This window comes from Roseiconus lacunae (genome assembly GCF_008312935.1).
GTDB classification, from domain to species: Bacteria; Planctomycetota; Planctomycetia; order Pirellulales; family Pirellulaceae; genus Stieleria; species Stieleria lacunae.
The window spans coordinates 216,910-229,204 of record NZ_VSZO01000043.1; the positions used below are offsets into that span (position 1 = coordinate 216,910).

A 12,295-nucleotide genomic window follows, 5' to 3' on the forward strand; every position below is an offset into this window, starting at 1 on the left:
AGCTTTCCAATTGCTATCGAGGAATCGCCTCCGTCGATACGAGGGAATACGCTGGCGGACCAACTGATTTTCTGAATCGTAGTGAACACCGCGCGCTACCGCATTTGATCTGGAGTCGCGTGCGTTGTTGTGAGAGTGCCTTAACGTGAAACGATTCGGGCGATTGGAGCGACCACCAATTGCGGAGCATTCTGATTTGGTTTCAGGATCAACCTTGTGGCATTAGCCGCGGTTGAGATCCGATAACCGGAGCTAACGCTCTGCGGCTGATCGATCGCAGTTCTCAATTTTCATTCCGCATCAGCCATTTGGCGTTCGCCACGGTTAAGTGGGAACAACCGGAGCTAACGCTCGTCGGCTGATGAGCGCAGTGCAACTAAAATTCTCTGTTGGATCAAAGCGTTTGTGAGTCCAAACGGTCATTTTTAACCGACCAAGCTTTCGACGATCGAGACCGGATACCGTGTTTGTAGTTCGAATGCGTCTGTCTCACTGGCGACAAACACGCGAATGTCTTCGTCGTCAAACTGCTCGAGATCGAGGTCTCCACAGAATCGCCATTCTCGTTCGCTGGTCCAGTCAAACGTTCGCCCGGTAGCTTGATAGCGGAACTGTTGGTCGTCAGGCAGGTCTGCTCGCGAGATCGAATCACTTCCATAAACCACCTCGGCCGCCCCGGCGGCAATCGCCGCCTGCCGCCGAATCGCGATCCCGTACGGTTCGTAGTCCCATCGATGGAGGTGCGATCGATAGCAGCGTCGCGAAAGCAGGCTTGACAGTGAGCACGCCGACAAGCAAACGACCGGCAAGTGATGCCGACTGGTCAGTGCCGATCCGACCAGCCGGCGCATTTTGAGGATTCGGCGAAGCGTTCCCAGGCAACTACCTCGCTCGCTTGACGATCGATGTGAATTGTTCAACAGTACCCAATCGCGATACTGGTCGGCGGACTCTCCGGGCCATGGCCCGGTGCACCCGCGCGTACAGTGGACCAGCCAAGCGTTGTCCTCGTAGCACCAATCCAGACTGGCTCGCCGGATCGAATGCGACGACTCACCGGCAGGAACCTTATCAATCTCCGACAAGGACGAATGCCATCCGATCGCACCAAGGCCTAATAGTTCGCCGAACGCTCGCTCGGCCTTTTGGGTCGGTTCACAAGGCGTGGCAACTCGTACGGTTGCGTCGCAGCGGGCGAGTAAACGTAAACGCAAGGCGTCATCGATATTTCCGTTCGGTCGCACGAAGATACAGTCAACTCGGTCGGCGAGTTGAATCAACAATTCGTCTCGCCCCACATCTCCGTCGATTTCAACATTGATCGTCGGTTCGGTCGAAAAGCTATCGTCGTTCTTGGTGATCATCACGCATGGGACACGGAACGTTTCTGCCGCACGTATGGCCCATGGTTCGATCGCCGAGCCTTTGGCGACCAGCAAGACACGATCGTCCAGGCGAGCCTGCAACATCGCAAGCGTCAAGTATCGACAGGCGTGTCGGTGCAGTGGGAGCGACCGGCCCAGATGACTCGAAACAGTCGCAAATGTCGATGCTCCCACAAGCAGCGATTGCGCCGCGGGGTTCAATTTGACCGTCGCGTTCAATGCCATTGCCTGTGAAAGCAGCGTTGACATCGCTTCGCTACTCGGATCGGTCTTCAGCTTCGCCACGGAAGTTCCTCCCAAGGAATCGAACAACCACCGTCGTGGCCGATCGCTCGGCCAATCTTGTGGCATCCGGCTAAACTTTCGTTCCGTCAGGATTTCAGGGACAGTCGGGCCTCGATCGTCCCTTTGCTCGTGCAGGCAGCCGCTTTCACGCCCACGCAAGTTGCTGCTCCGGCGAAACCCGACAAACGCAGAATACCGGTAAGTACGGGAACCGCACCCCACATTGCTTGCCGACCGATCGCCACGAAACCCAACCTAGCGATTACGCTGTAGGGTTCAAGGATTGTCCCCGATCCAGCTCCTCGAAAAACTCTGATTCAACGTATGCTATCAATGACAAGACTTCGTAAGCCTATGTTCGCACGGTCAATCGTGATCCTGTTGGCAGGTTTACTGCTTCAATCGATTCCCGGCGTTTCGTTGCAAGCCGCTGACCGCCCCAACGTCGTGCTTTTTATCGCCGACGACGTGAGTTGGAATGATTACGGTTGCTATGGAAATGCGGCAGCTCGCACCCCCAATATCGACGCCCTCGCCGAAAGTGGCATTCGGTTTGACCAAGCCTACTTGACCGCCAGCAGCTGCAGCCCTTCGCGAAGCAGCATCATTACCGGACGTTACCCGCACAACACCGGGCGTGCCGCAGAATTGCATCAGCCGATTTCGGTTCACTTGCCGTGGTTCCCACAATTGCTTCGCGAGCATGGCTACTACACCGCGATTTCGGGTAAGCATCACATGAAGACGACGGCGCCGACGGACGAGCATCCACAGCGTCCGGATCCGTTCGATCATGTTGATGGTGGGAAAGCCCCGGGCGATACCTCCGGTTCGGCCAATTGGCTCTCGGTGACTCAAGAGCGCCCAAAAGACAAGCCGTTCTTTTTTTGGTTCGCCTCCTATGACGCCCATCGTGGTTGGGATGCGGACAAACAATGGGACGAGGAACTCTATGGGCCGATGCATCGCGCCGAAGACGTAATCGTCCCGCCATTTCTTTCCGACGACCCAGAAACTCGCGCCGACCTTGCGTCCTACTACAACGAAGTGACTCGGTTCGACCATCGCATCGGAGTCGTCGCTGAGGAACTGCGGAGCCAAGGGGTTTTCGATAACACGTTAATTTTGATACTCGCCGACAATGGCAGGCCTTTCCCACGCGCGAAAACTCGTTTGCATGATTCCGGAATGAAGACCGCGTTGGTCGCGTCTTGGCCAAACGGTTTGAAATGGAGCGGTCAGTCGGACCAACTTGTCAGCGTTATCGACATCGCGCCGACGGCGTTGAAGCTTGCCGGTTGTGAGATTCCCGAAACGGTTCAAGGTGTTTCAATGCAACCACTTTTTGAATCCCAATCCAACTCGATCCGAAAGTACGCATTCTCGGAACATAACTGGCACGATTACGAAGCTTGGGGACGGAGCGTACGAGATGGTGAGTATCTTTTTCTTGTTAACGAACGGGTCGATTTACCGTGGCAAGGCCCTGCCGATTCGGTCCGCAGTCCGTCGCACCAGCAATTGCGAAGCCTGCGCGAGCAAGGAGAACTCACCGAAGCCCAGGCGGATGTTTTTCTTTCGCCACGCCCTACGGTCGCGCTCTACCACACCGCTTCGGATCCGCAGCAATTGAACAACTTGGTCGGTAACGATCGTTTCGCCGATGTCGAAGAACGTTTGGCCGGCGTACTCGAGACCTGGATGGATGAAACCGGTGACAGCGAGCCCGGGAAACTTTATCCGGACACGTTTGATCGTGAGACCGGAAGTCGTTTGAAGCCGGAGCAGATCGACATCGTCGGTGCGTTCTCGCCGGGACGGGACCGAAATGCCGATCAGATTAACGCACCCGGCCCGCGTTAGGGAGTTGTGGGGCAGCCGAAAGCAGACGTGTTGCGATCGTGGGTGCGAATCTCTCGATTGATTCCCGATTGATTCCCGTCTGCTTCATTGCCAGCGGTCCGAAAGCCTGCCACAATCCGCCTCTCGCCTCCATCGACTTCGCTCTCATTGGGACAAACACACCAGAATGATAGGAATTCTAATTCCTCTGCTTTTGATATTTCTCGCTTGCTTAATCATCTGGCGTGCTTGCGATGGATTTGAAGTCGCATCGGATTACATCGGCCGAAATCTCTCTGAAGGTGTTCGTGGTGGCACGATCAACGCAATTTCAAGCTCGATTCCTGAGCTGTTTACGACGCTGATCGCCCTGTTCGTTTTGGCCGACCGCGATGGATTTGCGGTCGGAATTGGTACGACCGCCGGGAGTGCGTTATTCAACGGGATGATTATCCCGGCGACATGTATTCTGGCAGTCATCGGGACCGTACTCGCGGGCGTCAAAGTCAAGTCCGTTGACGTTTCTCGCAAAGTGATTCTCCGCGATGGGGTTGCGTTGATCGTTTGCGAGTTTGTCTTAATCTTGCTGATCAATGGCGAAAAGCTCTATTGGTGGCAAGGCCTGATCATGATGGCGATGTACGCGACCTATTTGATCTTCATGATCCGGTCGATGCGTTCGTCACAGCGGCGGGCCGCCGAACAGGCTACGAACGAACTCGCGACATCGGGGCTGGCAACTGCCGGTCAAGTTGCTCCGATCGATTCCATTGATGTGACCGAGAACACCTCCGCAGACACCGATCAGGCCAGCGGTTTCGGTACATTGTTCTACTGGTTATCAGGTGGGCCGCTGTTGGATTTAGAATCCATGTTTGTGACCGACAAGCAGCGGCAAGAAATCAAAGACGAAACATGGAACGGTTGGCCGTTGTTGATCGTGTCTACGACCGTAATCGCGGCCGCATGTTGGTTTCTCGTCAAAGCGTGCGAGTGGTTAGGTACCGGCAACGATGTTCATCCGTCGTACACCCTTCTGGGCTACGAATTTGTCGGGCTGGGCATTCCGGCAATGTTTGTTGCCGTGATTTTTGCGTCGATGGCAACCAGTGTTCCCGATACCGTGATGTCGGTACGCGATGCGCTCGACGGTGATTATGACGATGCGGTTGCCAACGCACTCGGCAGCAACATCTTCGACATCTGTTTCGCGCTCGGTTTCCCCATGTTCTTGTTCACCTTGGTACATGGGCCGATCGAGATGTCACCCGAAGTTGCCCAGCAGAGTGGTGAGTTGAGATTGCTTCTGCTTGTGCTGACGATCGTCGGGTTCTTTGTTTACTTCTTCGGAAAGAAGCACGTCAGTCCGGTCGGAATCGAGTTCGTCGAAATGCGCCGAGGCAAAGCGTTCAGTTTGCTGGCGATCTATTTGGTGTTTGTGATTTACATCATCGGACGCTCAGTCGACGCACCGCTAGCCAATTCGATCGCGGCGATGTTGCAGCGTTTCCTGGTTTTGCTGCCCGCGTTCACTTAATGCTGCGTGCAGGCAAAAGCGGCATGGGCGAGGGTGCAACCATTGGGCACTCTTGTGCCATAACCCTGGCTAACGCCATGCGGCTGATTCGGAAAGCAAATTGAGAAGCTGTGGTCCTTTCAGCCGACGAGCGTTAGCTCCGGTTATTGCATTCCAACCGTGGCTAACGCCATGGGGCTGACCGTTAGGTACGAGCCGAACGTGCTCGCATCTGGCCTGCAATCCTGAAATCAGGATTTGACAGTACGGTAGGCTGAATTAAGCCGACTTGGATTTCGTGCTTACCGATTCCATGGCTTCGGTTCCACGAAGCAATTTGGTGAATTCGTCGACACCGTCTTGCTCCTCTTCGAGGATGTTTTCCAAAAAGACGACCAATGCGCGGTCACCTTCGGCGAGTTCGAGAGCTTTGGTGTACATCTCCACCGCTTTCGATTCGAACTCCAAGCTGTTCTTCAAGATTTCCTGAAGGTCGCGTGTTTGCTTGATTTCGTTGCGGGTGACGACGGGGACGCCGCCGAGTGCCGAGATTTTTTCGCCAACGCGTTTCGCGTGATCGAACGACTCTTCAGCGTTTTCGATAAAGGTCTTGGCGTAAACCTCACGCCAGACACCTTCGATCAAAAAGCTCGCCTGAGAGTACTGCGCGACGCCCGTCCATTCGTGCTTCAGGCATTCATTCATGTGATCGATGACTGGTTGGTAATCCATCTATAATCTCCGTGAGAGTTGTTTCATCAGTGGGGTGACTATCGAAACATAGCGCCGCTACCCGCTTACCGGCAAGCGGTATTGATCGGTCAATACATGGGTTTTTCCAAAATTATTCGTCAATGATGACTTGTTGAGAACCGTTCAAAAGACTAGCCCTCCGAACACCCGTATTTACTGCAAGTGCTTCTCAATTAATCCGAATTTCCGCAATGGACCATGCACCCGCGTTGGTGGTTTGCTTGACCACCGTTTCAGATGAAAAACAAGCTGAGGCACTCGCCCGAACGCTACTCCAAGAACGGGTCGCCGCATGCGTCCAAGTCGATGCCCCGATCCGAAGCTTTTACTGCTGGGACGGCAAAGATTGTGTCGATCGTGAATTGCGTTTGGTGATCAAGACCACTCGCGAGCGAGCCACGGCTTTGCAACAAACCATCCTTAGGTGTCATCCCTACGATCAACCACAGGTCGTGATACTTGACTGTAGCGGCGCTGACCCAGGATACGCGCATTGGGTTGGTGAAAACACGACGGAAGATTAGACGGTGCTCGAGCGTCCAGTGCATGCACCACCTTGAATCTTCGGGGGTGTCTCATCCGTCGATGGGCTTTCGTCTGGTTATTGTGCCCCAACCGCGGCTGACGCCATGCGGCTAATACGGAAAGCAAATTGAGAACCTGTGATCGATCAGCCGACGAGCGTTAGCTCCGGTTATTGCAGCCCAACCGCGGCTAACGCGATGCGGCTAATCCTGACTTCAAATGTTGACGAAGCACTCGACCCAATTCTGGAGTTCGATCATCTGACGCCGCTCCGTCGTGGTCGCTATTCCAGTCCTTCGATGCCCGGTGGTGGGATCATTCCGCCGCCGATTCCGCCAAGTGTTCTGGCAAAGAAACGTGGTTCGATCTGGAAGCCAAAACTAACGTTATCGCGGCCACGGTCGACGTTGACGTTCAGTCGTAGCAATAGCGATTCACCGATGCGGGTCAGGCCAAAGTTTTGCCCTACGTATCCGGTGTTGCCGAAGTCATAGGTCGTGCCGCCGGAAACGATCCACTTTTCGTTCACGCGGTAGTCAAAGTTCGATCGAAACACCGTGCTACTGATCGGACCTTCCATCGACATCATGCCAACATACCAGTCACTGACCCCGGGCCGACTACTTCGGATTCCGGCGCTAAGTGAGCGCAATCCGTCTGGAAAGAAATCGAGATACCCATCGCTGACCAGCGACAGTCGGTCGCCGATGTGATAGCGAAAGTCGTACATGGTCGGACCAAGCGTTTCGCCAAAGTTGTCACGGTCTTGTCGGGGGAACAGGACCGTCTCGATATCAAGTTGCAAGATATCGACGATACGATCTTGGCCGGGTAATCCACGCTTGGTTTGGAAGCGTTGGTTGAGTCCCAATCGGATTTGTTGCAAGTCATCGGCGACCACATCGCTCGGGCTGGTCATCCATCGCTGGATACCTTGACGGTAGGCGTAGCTGCGCGGATCGAATGGGTCTGGCAAAACACCCCCGAAGGTCGTTCCGATGAAGCGACGGCGGAATTGTTCTTGCGCGTCGTCGTCCAGCGGGTCATAGTAAGGCAGTTCATCCAAGTCGGTATTGCTGTCCGCGTACCAGTATTCCGCTCGCCAATCCATTTTATGAGCCAGCCCACGCATGTTTAGCAGTGTGCTTTGGATCGTCGGATCGACGCGAACCATGGGTAAATTCATTTGGATACCCGATTGACCGAGCAATCGAGTCAGCGAGTCACCGTCGGCCGCTTCGCCGTAATGGGCCGCTTCAAAGGAGGCAACCGGCCGAATTCCGAACGGCCCCAGATTTAGATCCAACGCCAATTCCTGGCGGGTCGAAGCGACAACACCTTGGCTTTGAATTTCACCGGGAAGCGGAAAGTGATTGGCTTGCTCGGTGGGATCGATCGGATCGTCGGCGACGTTCAATCGCGAGTACGACGCGTGGTTGTGCATCTGCCACGTCAGGCGATCCGACAACAATGATCCACCAAACAGGTAATGATTGAATTCGGGCAGGCGTTCGGTCTTTTGATAAAAGTCGTTGACTTGCGGTGTTACCGAAAGCTCAAACAACTGATTGTAGTAGTACTTTTGCAACCGTAACTCGGTCGTGTGATCAGGGTCCTGGTCCCATTCGCTTTCAAGATACTGTTCCAGGAAGTTGCGATCGCTCAGCCATCCGAGTTGAGCCGACCATTCCCAGCCCGAGGCGAGAGTTTGGCGGTGCCGCAAGAGGGCTCGCCCACGAAACGTTTCTTCCGGGGTGACTTCCAATCGACCCCGTCCCAATCGATCCACGCCGTCATCGTCGATGGCCCAGGCGTCGAAGATGCCTTTGGAACGCCCCGGGACTCCGAACATTCCCGGAACGTCGTATTTGAAGTTGGTCCCTAATGCCGGGCCTCGATCACTCATGTAGTCGGTGGAGAATTCCCAGTCGACGCCTTCGGGAATATTTTCGATCCCCAGAAGCTGAAAGACATCCCAGTCCAGCAACACTTGCGAACCAAAGTTCTGGTCATTCCGAACTTTGATTCCTTTGATATAGAACACCGGCCTTTCCAAACTGGTCGCAAACCGAGGCCAGTAAAACACCGGGACGCCGCCGAGAAACACAAAGCTGTTTCGGCTGCGAACGAATGGGTCGGTATCGGCGACCAGTTGATTGGTGTCTTGGTCGTAGACGCTACGTGTTCGCTCAAAAAAATCCAGTCGTTCGCTTTGCAGCCAGTACCGTGGCACACCAAGACGGCTGCTCGTGACTGCCGCGTCAAACGCTCGAAAGTTGCCGCGCGATACCTGTTGCAATACCTCTGCCTTCAAGCGAACGACGCCTTGGTATTCTGGAACCGTCGAGATCGCTTCGGCATCCAATACCATGCCGGTCTCTTGCACGATGTTGTAGTACATCGCTTCGGCATAGATCAAACTGTCGCCGGCACGGAAAACGATATCGCCTTCGATGTAGAGTTCGCCGTCACCAGAATTAAGGTCAGCGGTGCCGTTGATCACGTCGGTCATGTTTGGCAACCATGCGACGAAACGGTCCGCCGAGATCGTCACCGTGCCAAAGTTCAGCATCCGTCCATCGTCGAATTGGGCCGCAACGTCTCGCACCGTCAAAACGACTCCGCCGCGTCCGATCGCAATGGTGTCGTTGGTTTCCGGGCGGATGATCGTGTCGACCCGTGGTGGTGAGGATGGATGGCGTGCTGAGACGCCGAGTCCTTTGGTTCCGCCACCGAACAGAAACTGGCTGCCCCCGGGATCGGCAATCGTCTCTGTTGGGCTCGAATAGCGAGTCGTCGGAAAATCATAAACTTGCCCCGTCATTGGTACTCCGCTCGGACTGGTCAGTTCGAGTGAATCCAGCGATGGTGTGGCGTTGCGATGGACCGTGGGGTCGGGGACCGGCAAAAGATTTGCAGCGGCACCGCCAGCAGATGGGACTCCTGCGCCGTGAACGGTCGTTTGTGGAAGCGTGTGCTGGGCGGGGACCGCTTCTGATCGGCGACTACCGTCCGAAGTAAACGGCGTCTGGACGACTGGACCGCCCATCGGTGTCGGCACGTCGGCCTGGGAATGTGAAGGAACCTGTGTCGCAGACCCGATCCGTCGTGGGGAAGCGAGCGCGGTAGTGGAGCCTGCTTGGCGGAGGTATTCCATCAAGAACGGACGCCGCGAAGGCTTGGCACGGTATTGTTCCGCTTGCATCATCGGTTCATCATCGGACATTAGCGTCGCGACCATCGGTGTCGTCCCGGACGTCGAGTCCTCTGATCCTTCGATGACGAGACGATTGCGGACTCGGCCCCGTGGACCGTCGGTCACCACGAGCACTTTGTCGGCTTTGATAACCTTCCCTTCAAAGGTCAATTGGCAATCGCCGGTTGCCAGCGAAATCTGTGTGTTGCCTTCGTTCCAGCGATGGATCGTGCGTGAGGACAAACCGATGTCGCCCTGGATTCTTTGGGCGGAGGCTTGACGCTTTACTGGCGAACTCCCACTGGACGTTGTGGCGGAGGGACCATGCTTGGATGCGACACTCGCAGCGGATGTTTTGGGTGTTCGCTGGACGGCGAAGCGATTCTCACTCGCCCGAAGTCCCGTCGATTCTGGTCCGACAGCGATTGCGACGAGGGGAACGGCAAGAACCAACCCGATCAATAGGGCCGCCGATCGAGCGGAAGCGGTTTGTCGAGGCCGTTGAGATGCCCTCTTATCGGGCGCGCCAACCAATCGCTGCGTGTGCGGATCAATAGGCACACGATCAGCGCAGGACGTCGTACCTCGGCTCGCGAGAGTCCGAGGACGCGAATCGGCGATGGCTTCCTTGCCGGCCAAAAGCGTTTCAATCTAGGCGTGGGACGATCTAACATGACATCGGCGCGTACGTTCGCCGACTTCTGTGGCGATCCTACGAAGTCGAACGCCTCGATCACAAGCGGAAAACGAGTGAAGAACCGTCCAGGTGGTTGCTAGCATTGGAGATCTGTTTGATGACGCCGGTTGTTATTCATCGACGTGGGGCTCGCGGGCCTTGGATTTCGAGACGGTGAGAGCTGAAACGAACCTTACGACCACGGTTTGGCTCTTTGGGGGAACGCGGGGCCGATCCCAAAACCGATGTCTACCAATCGTCCAGTCGGCGGGACTTGCCGCAGAACTTATTTTCGCCGTGATTCACCGGAAGGTGCTTCGTTCCAACTTGATTTTAGAATTAACCGCATGGCGTTAGCCACGGTTTTGGTGCAATCATCGTTGCGAACGCCCGTCGGCTGAGGACTCGAATTCGTATTTTCAAATGGAATTTAGCACTAGGTTTCTGAGACCAATCAAAGGGCGTTGAAGTTTTAAATGACAAGTAAATCAAGCATGATTGCTGAGATGATTCCGACCGGCGAGGCGACGGCAATCCTTCCGACGGGCAAGACGTCACCGATCACCGTGATCGGAACCGAGTCGATTCGCGGTACTTTTGATGACCTTTGTCTTCAGCAAGCGTTGAACTCACGACTCGCGCCGGGCGTAACCGAGTTGGTGCTCAATCCCGATGCGCACTGCGGATACGGTGCACCGGTGGGGTGCGTGATGGTATCTCCGACGCACATTTATCCGGGACCGGTGGGCGTGGACATCAAGTGCTCGATGAGCTTGCTTCAATTGGATCTGCCCTCTGATGCGGTCGATGATCGTCGGACTCGGCGAGCATTGATCGATGCGATCTGCGAGCGGACGCCGACCGGAGCGGGAAAAGGACAACGAAACGTGTCGAAAGCTCGCAAGGTCGAGGTCGACTTGGGGGAGCGTGTTGTGACTGAAGGGGCGAGCGAACGGGTCTGCCAAGATCTAGGAATTCCGCCGCACTGGGCGTCACGTTGTGAAGACGCATTTCACGGCGGGTTTCGCGAAAGTTCGGACGGACTGCGTGATCGGCTCGGGCGACTTCGTGGGCAGCGTCAGCTCAGACAATTCGAGAACAAGATCAGCCAACTGGGATCCTACGGTGGTGGAAATCACTTCGGCGAATGTGAAGTCGTCGAAATCGATGAAAATGATCGCGCGCGTTCGGTTGCCGAGACGTTCGGGTTGGTCGACGGTCAAGTGGCATTCCTCTCGCACTGCGGTTCGCGTGGGTTGGGGCACCAGTTGGCGAGTGGGCAATTCAGTTCGTTGCAAGCAAAGTTCCATCAATGGGGGATTCCGTTACCAGGAGGCGACCGGCAATTGGTATATGCGCCTTTGGGTAGCCCGGAGGCGAATGCCTATCTGGATGACATGGCATTGGCAGCGAACTTTGCGACGGTCAATCACCTGCTGATCAACGCGCTTGTATTGGAAGCATTTCAAGAAGTGATTCCTGGGACGCAGGGGCAGTTGGTTTACTTCATCAGCCACAACATTGCACGTCAGGAAGTCGTCGGTAATGTGAAGTCATGGGTGCATCGGAAAGGTGCGACGCGGGCGATACCCGGCGGGCATCATGCGTTGCAGGGAACCCCGTTTGAGCAAACTGGGCATCCGATTTTGCTACCGGGCAATCCGCGTGACGGATCGGCCGTGATGGTGGCTGACGCAGGTGCCGAAAAGTCTTGCTTTAGTGTCAACCATGGTGCCGGTCGGGTACTTGGTCGCAAGCGTGCCCAGCGCGAGCTTGATCAGACGGCCATTGATCGGGAATTTGATGAGCACGACATCTTGAGTAATTGTCGCCGTTATCCGAGGGACGAAGCGCCGGCGGCGTACAAGGATTTTGATGAGGTGCTAAAGAGCGTCAAGCAAGCCGGGTTGGCCAGTGAAGTCGCCCGGCTAAAGGCCCGTTTCGTCATCAAAGATGCAAGCAAAGCGGACGACTAATCCGTAAGGTGCCACCCACCAATTAGAGATCGTAAGGTGCCCGAGATCGTAAGGTGCCACCCACCTATTAGCGATCGGTTGATTGGTGGATGCGTGGACGGATCGGTGACCGACACAGATTGACTGTGAAACGTCTCTGGC

At 55.4% G+C, this 12,295-nt stretch carries 7 protein-coding genes; 4 read left to right on the top strand and 3 right to left on the bottom strand.

From position 1 onward, the window contains the following. Nucleotides 1-425 precede the first annotated feature (425 nt). Nucleotides 426-1,670, bottom strand: a complete 1,245-nt coding sequence (locus FYC48_RS23095; protein WP_149499146.1) for a hypothetical protein — start codon at nucleotides 1,668-1,670, stop codon at nucleotides 426-428. Nucleotides 1,671-2,024: 354 nt separating this feature from the next. Here FYC48_RS23095 and FYC48_RS23100 point away from each other — a divergent pair, with 354 nt between their 5' ends. Continuing rightward, nucleotides 2,025-3,533 carry a sulfatase family protein gene (locus FYC48_RS23100; RefSeq protein WP_149499170.1) on the top strand — a complete coding sequence of 503 codons (1,509 nt, stop codon included), beginning with the start codon at nucleotides 2,025-2,027 and terminating at the stop codon, nucleotides 3,531-3,533. Nucleotides 3,534-3,702: 169 nt separating this feature from the next. Next, on the top strand, nucleotides 3,703-5,049 hold the full coding sequence (locus FYC48_RS23105) for a sodium:calcium antiporter (protein ID WP_149499171.1): 1,347 nt from the start codon (nucleotides 3,703-3,705) through the stop codon (nucleotides 5,047-5,049). A 258-nt stretch (nucleotides 5,050-5,307) separates the two neighbouring features. Here the strand turns inward: FYC48_RS23105 and FYC48_RS23110 are convergent, their stop codons facing one another. Continuing rightward, nucleotides 5,308-5,760: a ferritin-like domain-containing protein gene (locus tag FYC48_RS23110; protein WP_149499147.1), complete on the bottom strand. Its 453-nt coding sequence runs from the start codon at nucleotides 5,758-5,760 to the stop codon at nucleotides 5,308-5,310. Between the two features lie 212 nt (nucleotides 5,761-5,972). Between FYC48_RS23110 and cutA the strand changes: the two genes are divergently transcribed. Continuing rightward, nucleotides 5,973-6,305: a divalent-cation tolerance protein CutA gene (gene cutA, locus FYC48_RS23115; protein ID WP_149499148.1), complete on the top strand. Its 333-nt coding sequence runs from the start codon at nucleotides 5,973-5,975 to the stop codon at nucleotides 6,303-6,305. A 284-nt stretch (nucleotides 6,306-6,589) separates the two neighbouring features. On the opposite strand, the gene lptD is transcribed toward cutA, so the two are convergent. Further along, a complete protein-coding gene (gene lptD, locus FYC48_RS23120) occupies nucleotides 6,590-9,745 on the bottom strand; it encodes an LPS assembly protein LptD (RefSeq protein WP_235034382.1) in 3,156 nt (1,051 codons plus the stop codon). Between the two features lie 909 nt (nucleotides 9,746-10,654). On the opposite strand from lptD, the gene FYC48_RS23125 reads away from it, so the two are divergent. After that, nucleotides 10,655-12,154, top strand: coding sequence for an RtcB family protein (locus tag FYC48_RS23125; RefSeq protein WP_235034383.1), 1,500 nt, complete (start codon nucleotides 10,655-10,657; stop codon nucleotides 12,152-12,154). Nucleotides 12,155-12,295 lie beyond the last annotated feature (141 nt).